This is a genomic window from Kitasatospora sp. NBC_01539 (assembly GCF_045040525.1).
GTDB lineage: Bacteria > Actinomycetota > Actinomycetes > Streptomycetales > Streptomycetaceae > Kitasatospora.
Genome location: NZ_CP109390.1, coordinates 4,521,299 through 4,539,626 on the forward strand (window position 1 = coordinate 4,521,299; position 18,328 = coordinate 4,539,626).

Here is an 18,328-nt window from a genome sequence, read left to right on the forward strand (position 1 = left end):
CGTCAACTCGCAACAAGCCATGCGCGAATCGGCAAGATCGCGCCCCGGCGCCCGCCTAGCGTCGGCGGTACAGATCAGTGCCGGGCGCGCGGATCACCGGCGCTGCGCGCGCTCCCTGTGCACCCACCAGAAGGGGCCCCACCCGTGGCAATCAAGGTAGGCATCAACGGATTCGGCCGGATCGGCCGCAGCTTCCTCCGCGCCGCACTTGAGCAGAACGCCGACATCGAGATCGTGGCGATCAACGATCTGACCGACGCTGCGACCCTGGCCCACCTCCTGAAGTACGACAGCACGCTGGGCAAGCTCCCGGTGCCGGTGACCGCCGGCACGGGCGAGATCGTCGTGGACGGCCGCACCATCCGCGTGACCGCCGAGCGCAACCCCGCCGACCTGCCCTGGGGCAAGCTCGGAGTGGACGTCGTGGTCGAGTCGACCGGCGTGTTCACCGACGCGGAGAAGGCCAAGGCGCACCTCGCCGCCGGCGCCCGCAAGGTGATCATCTCGGCCCCGGCCACCAACCAGGACCTCACCATCGCCTTCGGCGTCAACGACGAGGCGTACGACGAGAACGTGCACACCATCGTCTCCAACGCCTCCTGCACCACCAACTGCCTCGCCCCGCTGGCGAAGGTGCTCAACGACGCGCTGGGCATCGAGCACGGTCTGATGACCACCGTGCACGCCTACACGCAGGACCAGAACCTCCAGGACGGTCCGCACAAGGACCTCCGCCGGGCCCGCGCCGCCGCCGACAACATCGTGCCCACCAGCACGGGTGCCGCGAAGGCCATCGGCCAGGTGCTGCCCGAGCTCAACGGCAAGCTCGACGGCTACGCCCTGCGCGTGCCCGTCACCGTCGGCTCGGTCACCGACCTCACCGTCACCGTCGGCCGCGACACCACGGTCGAGGAGGTCAACGCGCTGTTCGCGGCGGCCGCCGAGGGGCCGCTCGCCGGCATCCTGCGCTACACCGACGAGCCGCTCGTCTCCGCGGACATCGTCACCGACCCCGCCTCCTGCATCTACGACTCCGGCCTCACCAAGGTCATCGGCGGTCGCCAGGTGAAGGTCGCGGGCTGGTACGACAACGAGTGGGGCTTCTCCAACCGGGTCGTCGACACCGTGCTGCTGATCGGCAAGCACGCCTGACCGACGGCGCCGACCGCACACCGCGGGCCGGGTCCGGGGCGATCCCCCCGGACCCGGCCCGCGGCCGTGACCGGGGAGCCGTCCCGACACGAACCCCGGCACCCGCCCGGACATCCGTCGGGTACGAACACCCCCGGCACCCCGAACACCCCTGACGCCCCGAACACCACGAAACCCCGAACACCCGCACAGAGAGGGCCGACCGATGGTCAAGACGCCGTACCACGAAGGTGAGCAGGCGGTGCAGCGGCGGGCCGGCGAGGGCAACCCCGGCTGGGGCTCGCCGATGTTCGACTCCGCGATCCCGCCCCAGTTCGACATGTTCCTGCGCCGCCAGCGGATGATCGTGATCGGCGGGGTGGACGGCGCGGGCGCGGCCTGGTCGACCGTCCTCACCGGCCCGCGCGGCTTCACCGGCGCCGTGGACACCCACACCATCCACGTCAAGGCCCTTCCGGTGCCAGGCGATCCGCTGGATACCGTCTTCGACGGGCGGCGCGACATCGGGATGCTCGCGATCGAGCCGCAGACCAGCCAGCGCATCCGCATCAACGGCACCGCCGAGCGCGACGGCGACGTCCTCGTCGTCACCACCGAGCAGGTGCTCGGCAACTGCCCCAAGTACCTCCAGCAGCGCGTGCTGCGCCCGGACCGTCCCGGCCCCCTCACGCCGCAGGTCCGCCGCTCCACCGTGCTCGACGCCGGCCAGCAGGCCTGGATCACCGGCGCCGACACCTTCTTCATCGCCAGCCGGGCCCCCGAGCACGGCGCCGACGCCTCGCACCGCGGCGGCGCCCCGGGCTTCGTCCAGGTCACCGCACCCGACCGGATCGTCTGGCCCGACTACTTCGGCAACTCCTTCTACATGACCCTCGGCAACCTCCAGCTCGACCCCGCCTGCGGCCTGACCTTCCTCGACTGGGAGTCCGGCCACGCGCTGCACGTCTCCGGCACGGCCCGCATCGACTGGGACGAGGGCCGCACCAAGGCCGTCCAGGGCGCCCTGCGGCTGGTCGAGTTCGCCGTCGAGCAGGTGGTCGAGGTCCGCGACTTCACCACCCTGCGCTGGAAGTTCGCCGCACCCTCGCCCTTCAACCCGACCTGATCGGACCCCGACCGCAGGAGGCAACCGCCATGAGCAGCTACGACGCCCCCCGGCTCAGAGCCGCCCTGGCCGCCGTGCCGGAGTACGTGCCCGGCCGCGTGCCCCGCCAGGGCTGCGAGAACCTCAAGCTCTCGTCCAACGAGAACCCGTACCCGCCGCTGCCCGCCGTGGTCGCCGCCGTCCGCCGCCAGGCCGGCCGCATCAACCGCTACCCCGACCCGGCCTGCACCGCGCTCGGCGAGGCCCTCGCCGAGCGCCTCGCGGTACCCGCCGACCGGCTCGTCTTCGGCACCGGCTCGGTGGCCGTCGGCCGGCTGCTCGTCCGGGCCGCCGCCGGTCCCGGTGACGAAGTGCTGTACGCCTGGCGGTCGTTCGAGGCCTATCCGATCATGGCGGACGTCTGCGGAGCCACGTCCGTGCGGGTGCCGCTGCGCGCCGACGAGACGCACGACCTCGACGCCATGGCCGACGCCGTCACCGACCGCACCCGCATCATCTTCCTCTGCACCCCCAACAACCCCACCGGCACGGTCGTCCGCCGCGCCGAACTCGCCCGCTTCCTCGACCGCGTGCCCGCCGACGTCCTCGTCGTCCTCGACGAGGCGTACATCGAGTTCGTCCGCGACCCGGAGGCCGCCGACGGCATGGAGTTCCAGCGCACCCACGGCAACGTCGTCGTGCTGCGCACCTTCTCCAAGGCGTACGGTCTCGCCGGCCTGCGCATCGGCTACGCCGTCGCGCACCCCGACGTGGCCGCCGTGCTCCGCAAGGTCGGCCTGCCGTTCGGCGTCAGCCAGCTCGCCCAGGACGCCGCGACGGCCTCGCTGGCCGCCGAGGACGAACTCCTGTGCCGGGTCGAGCTGCTGGTGAAGGAGCGGGACCGGGTCACGGCCGCACTGCGCGAGCTCGGCTTCGGCCTGCCCGACAGCGACGCCAACTTCGTCTGGCTGCGCCTCGGCGACCGCACCGCCGAGTTCACCGAGGCGTGCGCCGTGCTCGGCGCGGCCGTCCGGCCGTACGGCGCCGACGGCGTACGGATCACCGTCGGCGAGCCGTCCGCCAACGACACCGTGCTCCGCGCCGCCGCCGCCTGGCGGCACTGACAGCGTGCACGAGGGGGCGCCACCCGTCACGGGTGGCGCCCCCTCGCACGTGCGGATGCGGCCGTGCCGTCAGCCGAAGAGCCGGCCGAACTCCGCGTGGAACTCCGGGAAGGTCTTGCCCACGCACGCCGGGTCGTCCAGCGTGATGCCCGGCACCCGCAGGCCCAGCACCGAGAAGGACATCGCGATCCGGTGGTCGCGGTGGCAGGCGATCAGCCCCGGACGGACGGGCCCCGGGTGCACGGTGAGCCGGTCCGGCCCCTCGGTCACCTCGACGCCCAGCGTGCGCAGGTTGCCGGCCACGGCGGCGATCCGGTCGGACTCCTTCCACCGGGCGTGCGCGATGCCGTGCACGGTGATCGGCGCGTCCGCCAGCGGGGCGATCGCGGCGAGCGTCATGAAGGTGTCCGAGATGTCGCCCATGTCGACGTCGAAACCGCCGCGCAGCGGCCCGGTGCCGGTCACCGTGGTGTCCTCGGCGCCGATGTCCACCCGGGCACCCGCCCGGCGCAGCACCTCCACGAAGCGCAGGTCGCCCTGCAGGCTGTCGCGGCCCAGGCCGGGCACGGTCACCGACCGGCCGGTGACGGCGGCCGCCGCGAACACGTACGACGCGGTGGAGGCGTCGGGTTCGATCCGCAGGTCGGTCGCCCGGTAGGAGCCGCTCACCCGCAGGCTCCCGCCCGGGCCCTCCTCGACGGTGGCGCCGAAACGGCGCATCAGCGCGACCGTCATGTCGATGTAGGGACGGCTGACCAGGCCCGCCGCGTGCACCGTCAGCGGGGTGCGCATCAGCGGGGCGGAGAGCAGCAGGCCGGTCAGGTACTGGCTGCTCGTGGTGGAGTCCAGGGCGATCTCGCCGCCCTGCAGGCCGGTGGTGGTGATCACCAGCGGCAGCCCGCCGTCGGGCCCGGCGGTGACGTCGGCGCCGAGCCGCACCAGCGCGTCGGCGAGCGGCCCGAGCGGACGGGCCCGCAGCTGCGGGGTGCCGTCCACCTCGAACCGGCCCGCCCCGGCCGCCGCCAGCACCGGCAGGAACCGGGCCGCGGTGCCGGCGTCCTCGCACCAGATCCGGGCCCGGCCGTGCGGGCCGCGGCCGGTGCCGTCCACCCGCCAGCCGTCGTCCTGCTCGGCCACCGGCACGCCGAGCGCCTCCAGGGCCTGCCGGAACGCCACCGTGTCGTCGCTGACCAGCGGCGCCCGCAGCAGGCTCGGGCCGAGGGCGGCCGCGGCCAGCAGCAGCGCCCGGTTGGTGATGCTCTTCGACCCCGGGATGCGGGCCGTCGCCCCTCGGGCGGTGGTGGTCACGCGCTGGCTCCTTGACGCTCCTGATGGGGGGCGCCCGCCCCGGCGAGGCGGGCGACGGCGTGCAGGCCGAGCCGGTAGGAGTCCGGCCCGAGGCCGGTCACGGTGCCGTCGACCACGTCGGACAGCACCGAGATCCGCCGGAACGGCTCACGCGCGTACGGGTTGCACAGGTGCACCTCGACCGCCGGCGACCGGCGCAGCGCGAGGGCGTCCCGCACCGGGTACGAGCAGTGGGTGAGGGCCGCCGGGTTGAGCACCAGCGGTGCGCGCTCCGCCGCCACCCGGTGCAGCCAGCCGACGAGTTCGGCCTCGCTCTCGGTCCGCAGCACCACGGCGCGCAGGCCGAGGGCCTCGGCGGTGTCCTGGCAGAGCCGGACGAGCGCGGCGTAGGCGCCGGGGCCGTCCGGGCCGTCCGGGCCGTCCGCGGCGAGGCCGAGCCGGTCGAGGTTGGGTCCGCTGAGGACGTAGACCAGGGTCATCTCCGGCCCTCCGTCAGCCCGGCACGGAGAGCCGGGCCGGCCTCTCGTGCTCCGGGCCGCCGTACGGCTGCGCGGCCGCGGTCGGGTAGACCGGGCGGATCCGCTGCACGGTCCAGTTCGCGGCCAGCAGCCGGTCGGCGAGCAGGCCGGCCGTGTCGGTCGACACGACGAGCTCGACCAGGCCGCTCGGCCGGCCGGTGGAGTGGTCGATGGAGACGTCCTCGACGTTGATGCCCGTCTCGTGCACGGCGGCGAACAGCCGCGCCAGCTCGCCCGGACGGTCGCCGATCACCACGGGCACCAAGGCGCCGCCCGCCGCACCGGGCTTGCCGGGCAGGCGGGCCCGGCCGGCGTTGCCGCGGCCGAGCAGGTCGATCACGCGGGTCATCTCCTCGGCCCGCCTGGCGGCGTCGACCTCGGCGAGGCTGCGCAGCGCGGTCACGGTCATGGCGAGGTCGTCGGCGAACTCCGCGAGCACGTCCGCGACCGCGGTGGCGTTGGCCTCCAGGATGTCGCCCCACAGGCCGGGGTCGCCGCCCGCGATCCGGGTCATGTCGCGCACGCCCTGCCCGGCCAGCCGGGACGCCTCCTCGGGCGCGTGCTCCAGCCGGGCCGCCATCAGCGCCGCCACCACGTGCGGGGCGTGCGAGACCAGGGCGACGGCCCGGTCGTGCGCGGTGGACTCCATGACCACCGGTACGGCCCCGCACATCGCCACGACGGCCAGGGCCCGGTTGAGCGTCTCGCGGGAGGTGTGCGAGCACGTGGTGAGCACCCAGGTGCGGCCCTCGAAGAGGTTGGCGCACGCCGCCAGCGGCCCGGAGCGCTCGCCGCCGGCCATCGGGTGGCCGCCCACGAAGCTGGTCGGGTCGGGAGCCGCGTCGAGCACGGCCAGCTCGGGCTCGTGCTTGACGCTGGCCACGTCGGTGTAGGTGTGGGCGAGCCCGCGGCGCTGCTGCTCGGCGAGCACCCGGCCGATCGAGCTCGGCGGCACCGCCAGCACGGCGATGTCGACCGGTTGTTCCGGCGCGCAGTCCACGCCGCCGCCGAGGGCGACGGCGGTGCGGACGGCGTCCGCGTCGGTGTCGATGAGGTGCACCAGCACCCCGCGTCTGCTCAGTGCCAGCGCGACCGAGGTGCCGATCAGGCCCGCCCCGACCACGGCGGCGGTACGGATCACCTGGCACCTGCCATGCGGTCCGTCAGGTCGGGCCGCAGGGCGCGGGCGCCGCCGAGGTAGACGTGGCGGACGCGGTCGCGGGGGAGCGGGGTCTCGGCGGTCACCAGCACCCGGACGGTGCGCGGCAGGCCGCCGTCGATGTCGAGCTCCTGGGCGCACATCAGCGGCACGTCGGTGAGACCGAGGTCGCGGGCGGCGCGGGCGGGGAACCCGCTGCGCAGGTCGGGGGTGGCGGTGAAGAAGATGGAGACCAGGTCGTCGTGGACGAGCGAGTTGGCCGCCATGATCTCCTCCAGCAGCAGCCGGGTGGCTTCCATGACCTCGCCCGGGTCGTCCCGGTCGACCTGGATGGCCCCGCGGACGGCCCGCATCAGCGCACCGTCCGGCTGCTCGACGAGGTGCCGCGGCCGCGGTACATCTCGGCGACGAGGAAGGCGAGGTCGAGCGACTGGCTGCGGTTGAGGCGCGGGTCGCAGGCCGACTCGTAGCGCTGGTGGAGGTCCTCGGCGACCAGGCCGAAGCCGCCGCCGACGCACTCGGTGACGTCGTCGCCGGTGATCTCCACATGGATGCCGCCCGGGTGGGTGCCGAGGCTGCGGTGCACGTCGAAGAAGCCGCCGACCTCGTCCAGCACCGCGTCGAAGCTGCGGGTCTTGTGCCCGGTGGACGCGGTGAAGGTGTTGCCGTGCATCGGGTCGCAGACCCAGGCGACCTGGGCGCCCGCGGCGGTGACCTTCTCGACCAGGTCGGGCAGCAGGTCGCGGATCTTCTCCGCACCCATGCGGGTGATGAAGGTCAGCCGGCCGGGGACGCGCTTCGGGTCGAGCCGGTCGATCAGGGTGAGGGCCTCGTCGACGGTGGTGGTCGGGCCCAGCTTCACCCCGATCGGGTTCCGCACCTTGGAAGCGAACTCCAGGTGCGCGCCGTCGAGTTGACGGGTGCGCTCACCGATCCAGATCATGTGCCCGGAGACGTCGTACCGCTCGTTGGAGCGGCTGTCGAGCCGCGAGAGCGCGCACTCGTAGTCGAGGATCAGCGCCTCGTGGCTGGTGTAGAACTCGGTGCGGTGCAGCTCGGTCGGGTCGACGCCGCACGCCCGCATGAACGACAGGGCGGAGTCGATCTCCTCGGCGAGCTGCTCGTACCGCTGGCCGGCCGGCGAGGTGCGCACGAAGTCCTGGTTCCAGGAGTGCACTTCGCGCAGGTCGGCGTAGCCGCCGGAGATGAAGGCCCGCACCAGGTTGAGGGTGGCCGCGGAGTGGTGGTACATCCGCAGCAGCCGCTTCGGGTCCGGCGTGCGGGCCTCCGCCGAGAACGCCAGGCCGTTCACCGAGTCGCCGCGGTACGTGGGCAGGGTGACGCCGTCGCGGGTCTCGGTCGGCTGCGAACGGGGCTTGGAGTACTGGCCGGCGATCCGGCCGACCTTCACCACCGGCACCGAGGCACCGAAGGTGAGCACGGCGGCCATCTGCAGCATGGTCTTCAGCTTGGAACGGATCTGGTCGGCGGAGACGCCGTCGAAGGTCTCCGCGCAGTCGCCGCCCTGCAGCAGGAACGCCTCGCCCCGCGCGACGGCGGCCAGGCGCGCGGTGAGGTTGTCGCACTCGCCGGCGAAGACCAGCGGCGGGTAGGTGCGCAGCTCGTCGTAGACCTCCTCCAGCGCCTCTGGATCGGGCCACTCGGGCTGCTGGGCGGCGGGCAGGGTCCGCCAGGACTCCTCCCGGGGCAGGGTCTGGGTCGAGGTTCCGAACGGCATGGCGATCTCCGGCTCGTGAAGTGGAAACGTGCGGCTGGGCGTTGACGGCAACCGAGGGGAGCGGTGTTCCGTGGTTCCGGGGCATGACGGGGCACGGCAGGCATGACGGGTCACGGCAGGGCGCTGCGGGCGCTGCGGCACGGCAGGGCACTGCGGTGCGGGGAGGAGACGGCGGTGCGGGGAGGAGGGGTGCGGCCGCCCCGCCGGGCGGGTGCCGGGCGGGGCGGCCGGGGAGGATCAGGCGTGCGCGGCCTGTTCGGCGACGGACTCCGGCACACCGGCGGCCGCCGGGGCGGCCTGGGCGGACGCGCCGCGGGTCAGCGCCGTGAACGAGCCGAGGGCACCGACGCCGAGCACCGCGATGACGATGCCCATCGGCACCGCCGTGCCCTCGCCGGCGAGACCGACCAGCGGCACCACGGCGGCACCGATGACGTGCTGCGACAGGCCGAGCAGCGCGGCCGCCGAACCCGCCGAGTCGCCGTGGTCCTGGAGGGCCAGCGCGGTCGCGGTCGGCATGACGAGGCCGACGCTGGAGACGACCACGAACAGCGCGACGAGCAGCGGCACGAGACCGCCGTCGGCGAGCACCGTGACCAGCAGACCGAGGCCGCCGATCGCGGAGCCGGAGAGACCGGTGGCCAGCAGCGCGCGCGGGCCCGTGCGGTGCACGATCCGGCCGCAGATCTGCGCGGCGATCACCAGGCCGGCGGCGTTGACCGCGAAGACCGCGCTGAAGCCCTGCGGCGACATGCCGTGGATGTCCTGCAGCACGAACGGCGAGCCGGCGATGTAGGCGAACATCGCCGCGAACGCCAGGCCGCAGGCCAGGTTGTAGCCGACGAACACGCGGTCCGACAGCAGCTTCCGGAAGACCGGGCCGGTGGCCCGCAGGCCGCCGGTGCGGCGCCTCGCGACCGGGTGGGTCTCCGGCAGGGCGACGGCGACGACGGCGAGCATGAGCGCACCGAGGATGCCGAGCAGGGTGAAGATGCCGTGCCACGAGGTGAAGCGCAGCAGCTGGCCGCCGGCCACCGGGGCGAGCACCGGCGCCAGGCCGGTGATCAGCATCAGCAGGGCGAAGTACTTGGCGGCCGCGGCGCCTTCGTGCTTGTCACGGACGATCGCGGCGGCGATGACGATGCCGACCGCGCCGCCGAGGCCCTGCACCGCGCGCAGCGCGACGAGCAGCCAGATGTTCGGCGCGACGGCGCAGAGCAGGGCCGCCACGGTGTAGACGGCCAGGCCCCACAGCAGCGGCTTGCGGCGTCCGGCGGCGTCCGAGATCGGGCCGGCGAAGAGCTGCCCGAAGCCGAGGCCGAGCAGGCAGGCGGTGAGGCTGAGCTGCCCCGCGGAGGCGCTGGCGTTCAGGTCGTGGGTGAGGTCGGGCAGGCCGGGCAGGTAGGTGTCGTTGGACAGCGGGCCGAGCGCGGTGAGTGCGCCGAGGATGGCGACGACCGCGCCCCCGCCCTTGGCCCTGGCGTCGGTGGATGACATGGTGTTCGGTTCCCTCCGGATGGTGGCCCGCCGGGCGCCGGGTGGGGCCGGCGCCCGTACGGGCCGATGGTGCCGATTCGAGGTGCGGACCGCCGGGTGGGGGCCGGCGGGCCGCGGTACGCGGGGGCGGGTCGCCCGTCAGTAGGCGACGGACACCCTGGTCCGCAGGGCCTGCCCGCCTTCGATCTGGTCGGCGAAGGCGACCGCGTAGTCCGGGATGCTGATCCGGGTCCGGCCCTCCGCGTCGACGAGCAGGTCGTCGCCGCTGAGCCGGTAGACCCCGGTGCGCTCGCCGGGCTCGATCAGCTTGGCCGGCGAGATGTACGTCCAGTCGAGGTCGTCCGCCGCGCGGTAGCGGTCGAGCGCCTCGATCTGGGCGAGGGCGTTGGCCTTCCACAGCTCGGGGAAGTGCGGGTCGTCGACGACCCGGGTGCCGTCGGCGGCGCGCAGGCTGCCGGCGCCGCCGAGCACCACGAGGCGCCGCAGGCCGGCCTTGCGCAGGCCGCCGATCAGGCCGTCGGCGGCGCCGAGGATGATGGTGCGGTCGTCGTCGGCGCCGATCCGCGGGCCGACCGCCGAGGCGACCACGTCGTGGCCCTGGGCGAGCTCGGCCACCTGCTCGGCGTCGGCGACGTCACCGGCGACCAGCGGGACGGCCGAGCCGGTGCCGACGCCTGCGGAGCGGGTCACGCCGGTGACCTCGTGCCCACGGGCGGCCAGTTCGGCGGCGATGGCACGGCCGATGTTGCCGGTGGCGCCGAACAGCAGAACCTTCATGACCACTCCTCCGTGTCGTGTGCGTGCGCGGATGCCCGACGGGTCGTCACTCGTCGAGCAGGTCGGGCTGCTCGTGGACGATCTCGTCCCAGAGCAGCTGGAAGCTGAAGCGGCCGAGCTGCGCGTCGCCGAAGCCGGCGCCCGCCGAGAGGGCCTGCTCGTGGGTGAAGCTCTCCGGGGTGCCCGCGGCGAGGGCGAGCAGCTGCACCTCGGCGCAGCTGTCGAAGGTGAAGAACCAGTGCACGGCCTCCTCCAGCGACCCGCCGACCGTGATCAGGCCGTGGTGGCGCAGCAGGATCGCCCGGTTGTCGCCGAGCTTCTCGGCGATGTCGCGGCCCTGTTCGACCGCGACCGAGGGGCCCTCGTACTCGCCGTACAGCACCTGCTTGCCGTAGAACGCCGCCGACTCCTGGTCGATCGGGTCCAGCAGCCGGCCGAGCGACCCCAGGGCCCGGGAGTGCGCGGTGTGGCCGTGTGCGGCGGCCTCCGCGTCCGGGTTGAGGTCGTGGATGGCGGAGTGGATGACGAAGGCGCTCGGGTTGACCTTGTGCCGGCCCTCGACCACGGCGCCGGTGGAGTCGACCAGGATGAGGTCGCCGACGGTCACCCGCTTGAAGGAGACGCCGAACGGGTTGACCCAGAAGTGGCCGGGCAGCTCCGGGTCCCGGACGGATATGTGGCCCGAGATGCCCTCGCCGAAGCCGTACTTGCCGAAGAGGCGCAGCGAGGCGGCGAGCCGCTGCTTGCGGTGCCTGCGCTCCTCGGCCGGGCTCGCGAACGCGGCGTCGCCGGGCAGCGGCAGGCCTGTGGCGGTGTCCGCGAGGTAGCTCGGGGTGGTCGTGGTCACGGGGGTGCTCTCCTTCGGCTGTGGCTCGTGCGGGTGCGGGTGCTCTCGTGCGGGTGCGGTGGGCCGCGGGTGTCAGGCGTGCTGCAGGACGCGTTCGGCGCGCAGGCCGGCGATCCGGTCGGAGTGGGCGAGGACGGCGCGGACGATGTCCTGGCTGCGGTCGACCAGCGAGGGGATGCCGAAGGTGAAGAACAGCGTGCCGGCGGCGATGTTGCCGAGCGCGTACCACCGGGGCTCGGGCCGGCCCTCGACCGCGAGGCGGCTGGTGGCGCGGGCTATGTGCAGGCCGCCGTGCGGGTGGCGGTCCGCGAGCCGGTTGCGGGTCAGGGAGTTGACCAGCGGTGCGGCGGCGTTCGGGATCTTGCCCTCGGAGGCGTTGACGGCGTTGATGACGACGTCCGCGCGGAACGCCTCCTGCTCGGAGGTCTCGACGGTGAAGCCGCCGTCGGGGGCCGCGGAGATGTCCTGCAGGCCGGAGATGATGGAGAGCCGGCCCTCGTCGGCCAGGCGCAGCAGCTCGTTGGCGCTGCTCGGCGGCATCGGGCAGCAGAGGCTCATGATGGTGCGGTAGTGGGTGCGCAGCAGCTCGACCTTGTCGCGCTCGGAGAGCAGCGGCCAGATGTCGGGGCCGGTGTCGGGCACGGCCCGCTGCAGGATGCGCAGGCCGAGGTCGGGCGAGTCGACCTCGGACAGCTGGCGGCGCAGCCGCTCCACCGGGTCCTCGCGGTGGGCGCCGGTGATCTCCTCGATCACGGCGCTCAGGTCGGCGCCGGCCTCGGCGAACTCCTTGCCGATGAGGTCGGCGATCTCGGCGATCCGCAGGCTCGTCTGGCGCTTCGACAGCCGCTGCATCCGCTCCGGCGTGACGTGCTTCAGGTCGAAGTGCACCGGCTTCTGGCGGACGCCCGGCAGCATGCCGCGGCGGGAGAGCAGGCTGATCCGGCCGCGGTGGCCGCGGGAGGCCAGCGAGATGATGATGTCGACGGAGGTCAGGCCGCTGCCGACCACCGCGACGTGCTGGTCGGGTCCGACGGCCTGCAGCTTCTGGGTGATCGGGTACGGGTCGGCGACGAATCCCTGGTTGCCGTTGAGCCCGTACACGTCCTTGGGGCTGTCGCCGCCGACGCAGAGCACCGCGTAGTCGAAGGCGCGGACCCGGCCCTCGTTGGTGCGCAGCATGGCGCGCCCGGCGGCGAGGTTCGCCGAGGTCACGGACTCGCTCACCAGGTCGACCCGCCAGCCGCGCAGCCGCAGCTTGGCGAGTGCCGCGTGCGCGGTCTGCTCCAGGTACTCCCCGTACTCGGTGCGCGGTGCGAAGCGGGCGCCGGCCTTCGGGTCGAGTCCGGTGGTGCCCTCGGGGAGCCCGAGGATGCGGTCGCGGGTCATGAGCCAGCGCTCGAAGTGCCGTAAGTCCCCGGCCCGGACCGACATGTCGTCGGGGGTCGCGTTGACCCGGACCGTCGTGGTGTCGGACTGGTACGCCCGGCCCCGCCACAGGTGCGGCGAGGGCTCGAAGACCGTGATGCTGCCCGGGGCGGTGTCCCGCTGGGCCAGGGCATCGATCAGGCAGACCGCCGAGGCCCCGCCTCCGATGACTGCGAGTGAGATCGCCGATGACATGTCAGATTCCTGCCACTCGTGGATGTCCGGCGCCGTCCATGCGCTCTCCTCCGAGTATCCGAACGGCCTGTGGGTGTGGCCCGGCACCGGGAGCGGGGGTGTCCCCCGGGTGCCGGGCCTGTGGCAGGACGGGGGAGAGCCCTGCCGGTGGGATGGCTCAGCTGTGCTGGTAGTTCTCCATCGAGACGGTGAAGTCGCCGCGGTTGGCCCGGTACTTGATGCAGTAGTTCTTCGGGTAGTACCCGGAGACCTGCCAGGCCTGCGGCTGGGGTATCGGGAAGCACGCGTTCGGGTTGGTGCCGGAGACCAGGCCGTCGAAGTACGCCTTCGTGATCATCGGCTCCAGGAAGCTGATCTTCGCGTCGTAGGCGCCGTAGATGAACGTCTGGGTGAACGGCGTGCCGTGCCACTCCGGCGAGCTCTGGTCGATCAGGTGGTTGCCCATCGCGACCTCGGCCACGCCGTTGTCGACGTAGCCGGCCGGCAGGTACGGCGCCGGGACCGGCTCCGTCGCCGTGGCGAAGTCCTCGCAGTTGATCGCGAGCGCGCACGGTCCGGGGCGGATCGCGTCCCGCTCGGCCTTCGGCTGCACGTAGAAGTGGAAGTCGAAGTGCGGGGTGTCGTAGATGCCCTCGGGGCCGTGGCCCATCGAGTTGAAGTTCAGCAGCGCCCACTTGTACGGGATGCCCGAGGAGCCGGTGAGCGCGGCCGGCAGGTCGAGGGGACGCTCGTGGCCGCCCATGCACTCGGTGTGCTCGTCGATGACGCCGTTGCCGTTGATGTCGAAGCAGTGGTGCTGGTCCGTCATCGTGGTCGGCAGGTTCTGCAGGGTGGTCTTCGGGAAGACGAACCCGATCGAGAGCGGCTTGCCGGTCGCGTCCTGCTGGGCGTACGTCCGCACGTTGCCGTTGCCCAGCGCGCTCGGCGTGCCGTACGCGGCGCACGGGCCGAGGTACGACGGGGTCGACTGGAGCACCGGCTCGACCGCGACCTTCGGCAGCGTGACGTTGACCTCGTTCGTGGTGCTCGTGGTGCCGGTCAGACAGACCTTCACCGGCGTGGTGTCGACCGCGGCGTTGGCAGAGGTCGCGGTCGGGGCCACCAGGGCGGCGGTCCCGAGCAGCGCGGCCGCGGCCGACGAGGCGATCAGGGGTCTCTTGTAGCGGTTCTTGCTCATGGTGGTGCGATCTCCGTAGATCAGGAACGGGTGAGTTCGAGGGTGTGGAATCCGCCCTGCAGGAAGATGAGCGGCGCGGTGGAGTCGGCGGCGCCGAGCCGCACGACCTCGCCGATCACCATCACGTGGTCGCCGATGACGAGCTCGTCGCGGTACGCGACCTCCATCCAGCCGGCCGCCTCCAGCAGCAGCACGCCGGTGGCCTCGCCGAAGCTGTGCGCGGCGGAGGCCATCGAGGTCTGCCGGGAGTCCGGGTCCTTGGCGAACGCCCGTGCGTGGCCCTCGGACTCGCGGTCGAGGATCGACACGCCCCACACCCCGGCCGTCCGGAGGTCGGCGAGGAAGCGGGAGTCGTGCCGGAAGCAGAGGGTGATGATCGCCGGGTCCAGCGAGACCGAGGTCAGCGAGTTGACCGTGATGGCGTCGTGCCGGCGCCCTTCGGCGCCGTCCGTGTAGGTGCTGACGACGCAGACACCGGTCGCGAAGTGACGCATGACAGTGCGTAGATCGTGGTTCATTACCGCCTCCTGTGAGCGAGGCGGGCGGCCGCCGGAGCGGCCGCCCGCACCGGCCGGATCAGTCGGTCTCGGCCCAGCGGCCGTTGCGCCAGCCGTCGAGGTCGTAGTCGTCCATGGCCTTCTGCACGAAGTCGCCGTACTGGTCGAGCAGTCCGGCCGCGCGGGTCCAGTTCAGGGTGTCGAGGCGCACCTGGTCCGGGCCGCCCGCGTAGTTGAGCTCGTACAGCTCGTGGCGGGCGCCGAACTCGGAGCCGACCGCGTCCCAGGCCAGCTTGAACAGCTTGGCGCGCTCCTCCGCCGTGGTGCCCGAGCCGCGGTAGTAGCGGTCGAACAGCGGGCGCAGCTCGGGGTTCTGCAGGTCGAGGTGGCTGGAGGGCGTCATCAGCAGCGCGCCCGCCAGGTGCTCCTCGAAGAACTTGTGGGTGCGGTCCCAGCTGATCGGGGCGAGTGCCCGGTAGCCGGCCGAGTAGTCCATGCGCGGCAGCACGGTGCCGCCCTCGCCCGCCTCCGGGTCCATCGCCATGGCCGTGGTGACGGCCCAGGTCTGGTGGCGCCAGGCGAGCAGCTCGCCGAGACCGGCCTGCACGCCGCGGAACTTGTCCGTGCCGTTGAGGCGGGTGCCGCGGTCGAGGATGCCGGCCATGAACTCCAGCTTCACGGCCATCCGGATCGCGCCCTGGAAGAAGCCGCGGCTGAGCAGGCCGGACCGCGGGAAGTACTGGTGGATCTTCTCGGTGTCCCGGTAGATCAGCACGTTCTCCCACGGGATGAACGCCTTGTCGAAGACCAGGACGGCGTCGTTCTCGTCGAACCGGCTGGAGAGCGGGTTGTCGAACGGGCTGTTGGCCTTCTTCTCGTACGACGGCCGGCAGATCACCTTCATGCCGGGCGTGTTGAGCGGCGCCATGAAGGCCAGGGCCATGTCCTCGGCCTTGCCCTTCTCAAGGTTGGCGAGGTGGATCTGGCCGACGAACGCCACGTGGGTGAGGGCCGAGGCGGTCGCCATCAGCTTGGCGCCCTCGACGACGATGCCGTCGTCGCGCTCCTCGACGACCTTCAGGTAGACGTCCGGGATGTCGTGCGCGGCCTTGTGACGGTCGACCGGCGGGTTGACGATCGCGTGGCTGATCGAGAGGCCCTGGCGGGCGTACTTCTCGTACCAGGCGCGGGCGTTGTCGCCGAAGGGCTCGTAGAACGAGTGCGTCACGGCCAGGCCGGCCATGAAGGAGGCCTTGTAGTCCGGCGTCCGGTTCATGAAGCCGAAGCTCAGGCGGGCCCAGTGCTCGATCGCGTCACGGGCCTTGACCAGGTCGTCCGCGGAGTGGGCCGGGGTGAAGAACCGGTGCACCCGGGCGCCGGTGTACCGGTCGACCGTGGTCATCATGTCCTTGGTGTCCGGGTGGTGCAGCGCGTCGTAGAGGTGCGCCATCGAGCGGGCCGCGTTGCGGAACGCCGGGTGCTCCGTGACGTCCTTGACCAGCTCGCCGTCGATGTACACCTGGCGCCCGTCACGCAGGCTCTCCAGGTAGGCATCGCCGGTCAGAAGGTCGTTGGGCGCCTCGGCGCCCGGCTGTGCCAGGTCAGATTCGGCCTGAGCCATCGTGCTTCACTCTCCCCATCGGGCGTTCGGATCTGCGTGTCCGGGTCTGGCACCTCCGAAGCTAGAAAAGATTCCCGCCGGTCAGTTATGGAGGCGCGCACGGCCTCTGACCGTTGCGCGCACACCGGGCGTGCGGACGTTCCGGGCCGCGGGGGCCCGGCGCCAGACTGGCCGGGAGCCGCCGCACTGCGCGTGCAGTGCCCGCCCGGAGGGTCCGGGCCGGCGGCCCGGCCGGCCGGGGGAGTCCATGCGCGCGCACGGCACACCGCTCACGGCCCTGGCGGACGCCCGGGTCACCCTGCTCGACCTCGCGCTCGGCGCGGGACGACCGGAGGCGCGCTGGCACGGCCCGGCGGGCGCCGCCGTCCGCGCCTGCGACCCGGCGGACCGCCGCCCCCTGCCCGGCGAACCCCTCGCCCTCGACCTGCTCAACACCCGCTGGGACGCCGCCGCGGGCCCGGCCGACCTGCTCGACGGCCTCGACGGCTACCGCGTCTGGCTGTCGTCGGCGGGCCTCACCGGGCTGTGCCCGGCCGACGGCACCGCGCTGGCCGCGACCCGGCACGTCCGCGAGGTGCTGCTCTCCGCCGTCGCCCCGTCCGGCGGACGGCCGCACCCGGGGGAGGCCGCCGCCGGCCCGGACGCCGTGCGCGAGGTCAACCGGCTGCTCGGCCGGGGCACCCTGCGCTACCGGCTCACCGAGGCCGGCCCGGCCACCACGGTGGAGGTCGACGACCCGGCGTGGCTCGCGGGCTGGCTCGCGCTCGACGACTACCTGCAGCTGCTCGGCACCGCCCCGGACCGCATCCGCAGCTGCGCGGGCCCGCACCACCACCCGCTGTGGTTCCTGGACACCTCGCGCAACGGCATGCGCCGCTGGTGCTCGATGGCCGGGTGCGGCAACCGGGCGAAGGCCGCCCGGCACTACCGGCGGGCCCGCGGCGAGCCCGCCGCGCCGGGCGGCGGCGCCCGGGTCGCGGTCGGCTGACCCGCGCCGGAACACGACGACGGCCGTGCCCCCGGGAGAGGTCTCCCGGGGGCACGGCCGTCAGGTCGTGCGCGGCCCGCGCGGAGCGGGCCGGTGGTGCTGGGCCGGTGGTGCCGGGCCGTGGTACTGAGCCGGTGGTACTGGGCCCTACTTGAGGCGGGTGCCCGCCGAGCGCAGCTGCTGCGCGGCCTCGGTCACGCGGGCGGCCATGCCGGCCTCGGCCAGCTTGCCCCAGGTGCGCGGGTCGTAGGTGTTCTTCTTGCCGACCTCGCCGTCGACCTTCAGCACACCGTCGTAGTTGCGGAAGACGTGGTCCACGACCGGGCGGGTGAAGGCGTACTGGGTGTCGGTGTCGAGGTTCATCTTCACGACGCCGTTCTCCAGCGCGGTGGCGATCTCCTCCGCGGTGGAGCCCGAGCCGCCGTGGAAGACGAAGTCGAACGGGTCGGTCTTGCCGTACTGCTTGCCGAGCTCGTCCTGCAGCTCGCGCAGGAGCTCCGGCTTCAGCACGACGTTGCCCGGCTTGTAGACGCCGTGCACGTTGCCGAAGGACGCGGCGAGCAGGTAGCGGCCCTGCTCGCCCAGGCCCAGGGCCTCGGCGGTGCGGACGGCGTCGTTGACGGTGGTGTACAGCTCGTCGTTGATCTCGTGCGAGACACCGTCCTCCTCGCCGCCGGTCGGGGTGATCTCGACCTCAAGGATGATCTTGGCGGCGCGCGCCTGGGCCAGCAGCTCCTTGCCGATCGCCAGGTTGTCGGCGAGGGTCTCGGCGGAGCCGTCCCACATGTGCGACTGGAAGAGCGGGTTCAGGCCCTTCGCGACGCGCTCGGCGGAGATCGCCAGCAGCGGGCGGACGTAGCCGTCCAGCTTGTCCTTCGGGCAGTGGTCGGTGTGCAGCGCGACGGTGATGTCGTACTTGGCGGCCACGATGTGCGCGAACTCGGCGAGCGCGACGGCGCCGGTCACCATGTCCTTGCTGTACTGACCGCCCAGGAACTCCGCGCCACCCGTGGAGATCTGGATGATGCCGTCGCTCTCGGCCTCGGCGAAGCCGCGCAGCGCGGCGTGCAGGGTCTGGGTCGAGGTCACGTTGATGGCCGGGTAGGCGAACTTGCCCGCCTTGGCCCGGTCAAGCATCTCGTTGTAGACCTCGGGAGTTGCGATGGGCATGCGAATCCGCTCCTGTCGGTGTGGGGCGATCGGACGACGCTGTCCGATGCT

At 72.9% G+C, this 18,328-nt stretch carries 17 protein-coding genes; 4 read left to right on the top strand and 13 right to left on the bottom strand.

The window, feature by feature from the left end; all coding sequences use genetic code 11:
* Positions 1–144: 144 nt before the first annotated feature.
* From gap to hisC, 3 genes are all read left to right on the top strand, one after another.
* Positions 145–1,152: a type I glyceraldehyde-3-phosphate dehydrogenase gene (gene gap, locus OG335_RS19510; RefSeq protein ID WP_405012400.1), complete on the top strand. Its 1,008-nt coding sequence runs from the start codon at positions 145–147 to the stop codon at positions 1,150–1,152.
* A 205-nt stretch (positions 1,153–1,357) separates the two neighbouring features.
* Entirely contained in the window at positions 1,358–2,257 is a 900-nt protein-coding gene (locus OG335_RS19515; protein WP_405012401.1) for a pyridoxamine 5'-phosphate oxidase family protein, read from the top strand.
* A 29-nt stretch (positions 2,258–2,286) separates the two neighbouring features.
* Positions 2,287–3,360 carry a histidinol-phosphate transaminase gene (hisC, locus tag OG335_RS19520; protein ID WP_405012402.1) on the top strand — a complete coding sequence of 358 codons (1,074 nt, stop codon included), beginning with the start codon at positions 2,287–2,289 and terminating at the stop codon, positions 3,358–3,360.
* A 69-nt stretch (positions 3,361–3,429) separates the two neighbouring features.
* Here the strand turns inward: hisC and aroA are convergent, their stop codons facing one another.
* From aroA to OG335_RS19580, 12 genes are all read right to left on the bottom strand, one after another.
* Positions 3,430–4,668, bottom strand: coding sequence for a 3-phosphoshikimate 1-carboxyvinyltransferase (aroA, locus tag OG335_RS19525; RefSeq protein ID WP_405012403.1), 1,239 nt, complete (start codon positions 4,666–4,668; stop codon positions 3,430–3,432).
* Positions 4,665–5,147 carry a type II 3-dehydroquinate dehydratase gene (locus tag OG335_RS19530; RefSeq protein WP_405012404.1) on the bottom strand — a complete coding sequence of 161 codons (483 nt, stop codon included), beginning with the start codon at positions 5,145–5,147 and terminating at the stop codon, positions 4,665–4,667. The genes aroA and OG335_RS19530 overlap by 4 nt, the downstream gene beginning before the upstream one ends.
* Before the next feature lie 13 nt (positions 5,148–5,160).
* Positions 5,161–6,324: a prephenate dehydrogenase gene (locus OG335_RS19535; RefSeq protein ID WP_405015455.1), complete on the bottom strand. Its 1,164-nt coding sequence runs from the start codon at positions 6,322–6,324 to the stop codon at positions 5,161–5,163.
* Positions 6,324–6,698 carry a chorismate mutase gene (gene aroH / locus OG335_RS19540; RefSeq protein WP_405012405.1) on the bottom strand — a complete coding sequence of 125 codons (375 nt, stop codon included), beginning with the start codon at positions 6,696–6,698 and terminating at the stop codon, positions 6,324–6,326. Before aroH ends, OG335_RS19535 begins: the two co-directional genes overlap by 1 nt.
* On the bottom strand, positions 6,698–8,083 hold the full coding sequence (locus OG335_RS19545; RefSeq protein WP_405012406.1) for a class II 3-deoxy-7-phosphoheptulonate synthase: 1,386 nt from the start codon (positions 8,081–8,083) through the stop codon (positions 6,698–6,700). Before OG335_RS19545 ends, aroH begins: the two co-directional genes overlap by 1 nt.
* A gap of 237 nt (positions 8,084–8,320) precedes the next feature.
* Positions 8,321–9,580 carry a multidrug effflux MFS transporter gene (locus OG335_RS19550; protein WP_405012407.1) on the bottom strand — a complete coding sequence of 420 codons (1,260 nt, stop codon included), beginning with the start codon at positions 9,578–9,580 and terminating at the stop codon, positions 8,321–8,323.
* Between the two features lie 138 nt (positions 9,581–9,718).
* Positions 9,719–10,357: an NAD(P)-dependent oxidoreductase gene (locus OG335_RS19555; RefSeq protein ID WP_405012408.1), complete on the bottom strand. Its 639-nt coding sequence runs from the start codon at positions 10,355–10,357 to the stop codon at positions 9,719–9,721.
* A 46-nt stretch (positions 10,358–10,403) separates the two neighbouring features.
* Positions 10,404–11,204, bottom strand: a complete 801-nt coding sequence (locus OG335_RS19560) for a class II aldolase/adducin family protein (RefSeq protein ID WP_405012409.1) — start codon at positions 11,202–11,204, stop codon at positions 10,404–10,406.
* A gap of 72 nt (positions 11,205–11,276) precedes the next feature.
* Complete coding sequence (locus OG335_RS19565) at positions 11,277–12,824, bottom strand: FAD/NAD(P)-binding protein (protein WP_405012410.1); 1,548 nt, start codon at positions 12,822–12,824, stop codon at positions 11,277–11,279.
* A 157-nt stretch (positions 12,825–12,981) separates the two neighbouring features.
* On the bottom strand, positions 12,982–14,001 hold the full coding sequence (locus tag OG335_RS19570; protein ID WP_405012411.1) for a hypothetical protein: 1,020 nt from the start codon (positions 13,999–14,001) through the stop codon (positions 12,982–12,984).
* Between the two features lie 20 nt (positions 14,002–14,021).
* Positions 14,022–14,519, bottom strand: coding sequence for a flavin reductase family protein (locus OG335_RS19575; RefSeq protein WP_405012412.1), 498 nt, complete (start codon positions 14,517–14,519; stop codon positions 14,022–14,024).
* Between the two features lie 58 nt (positions 14,520–14,577).
* Complete coding sequence (locus tag OG335_RS19580) at positions 14,578–16,119, bottom strand: 4-hydroxyphenylacetate 3-hydroxylase family protein (RefSeq protein WP_405012413.1); 1,542 nt, start codon at positions 16,117–16,119, stop codon at positions 14,578–14,580.
* Between the two features lie 247 nt (positions 16,120–16,366).
* Between OG335_RS19580 and OG335_RS19585 the strand changes: the two genes are divergently transcribed.
* Positions 16,367–17,107 carry a CGNR zinc finger domain-containing protein gene (locus tag OG335_RS19585; RefSeq protein WP_405012414.1) on the top strand — a complete coding sequence of 247 codons (741 nt, stop codon included), beginning with the start codon at positions 16,367–16,369 and terminating at the stop codon, positions 17,105–17,107.
* Between the two features lie 147 nt (positions 17,108–17,254).
* On the opposite strand, the gene fbaA is transcribed toward OG335_RS19585, so the two are convergent.
* Positions 17,255–18,277 (bottom strand): class II fructose-bisphosphate aldolase, encoded by a 1,023-nt coding sequence (gene fbaA, locus OG335_RS19590; protein WP_405012415.1) that lies wholly within the window; start codon positions 18,275–18,277, stop codon positions 17,255–17,257.
* Positions 18,278–18,328 lie beyond the last annotated feature (51 nt).

What these genes read in the sequence shown, in the direction of transcription:
- OG335_RS19515 (WP_405012401.1), top strand. Translation starts at nt 1,358, where the DNA reads ATGGTCAAGACGCCGTACCACGAAGGTGAGCAGGCGGTGCAGCGGCGG.
- hisC (WP_405012402.1), top strand. Translation starts at nt 2,287, where the DNA reads ATGAGCAGCTACGACGCCCCCCGGCTCAGAGCCGCCCTGGCCGCCGTG.
- OG335_RS19530 (WP_405012404.1), bottom strand. Translation starts at nt 5,147, where the DNA reads ATGACCCTGGTCTACGTCCTCAGCGGACCCAACCTCGACCGGCTCGGC.
- aroH (WP_405012405.1), bottom strand. Translation starts at nt 6,698, where the DNA reads ATGCGGGCCGTCCGCGGGGCCATCCAGGTCGACCGGGACGACCCGGGC.
- OG335_RS19545 (WP_405012406.1), bottom strand. Translation starts at nt 8,083, where the DNA reads ATGCCGTTCGGAACCTCGACCCAGACCCTGCCCCGGGAGGAGTCCTGG.
- OG335_RS19550 (WP_405012407.1), bottom strand. Translation starts at nt 9,580, where the DNA reads ATGTCATCCACCGACGCCAGGGCCAAGGGCGGGGGCGCGGTCGTCGCC.
- OG335_RS19555 (WP_405012408.1), bottom strand. Translation starts at nt 10,357, where the DNA reads ATGAAGGTTCTGCTGTTCGGCGCCACCGGCAACATCGGCCGTGCCATC.
- OG335_RS19565 (WP_405012410.1), bottom strand. Translation starts at nt 12,824, where the DNA reads ATGTCATCGGCGATCTCACTCGCAGTCATCGGAGGCGGGGCCTCGGCG.
- OG335_RS19570 (WP_405012411.1), bottom strand. Translation starts at nt 14,001, where the DNA reads ATGAGCAAGAACCGCTACAAGAGACCCCTGATCGCCTCGTCGGCCGCG.
- OG335_RS19575 (WP_405012412.1), bottom strand. Translation starts at nt 14,519, where the DNA reads ATGAACCACGATCTACGCACTGTCATGCGTCACTTCGCGACCGGTGTC.
- OG335_RS19580 (WP_405012413.1), bottom strand. Translation starts at nt 16,119, where the DNA reads ATGGCTCAGGCCGAATCTGACCTGGCACAGCCGGGCGCCGAGGCGCCC.
- OG335_RS19585 (WP_405012414.1), top strand. Translation starts at nt 16,367, where the DNA reads ATGCGCGCGCACGGCACACCGCTCACGGCCCTGGCGGACGCCCGGGTC.
- fbaA (WP_405012415.1), bottom strand. Translation starts at nt 18,277, where the DNA reads ATGCCCATCGCAACTCCCGAGGTCTACAACGAGATGCTTGACCGGGCC.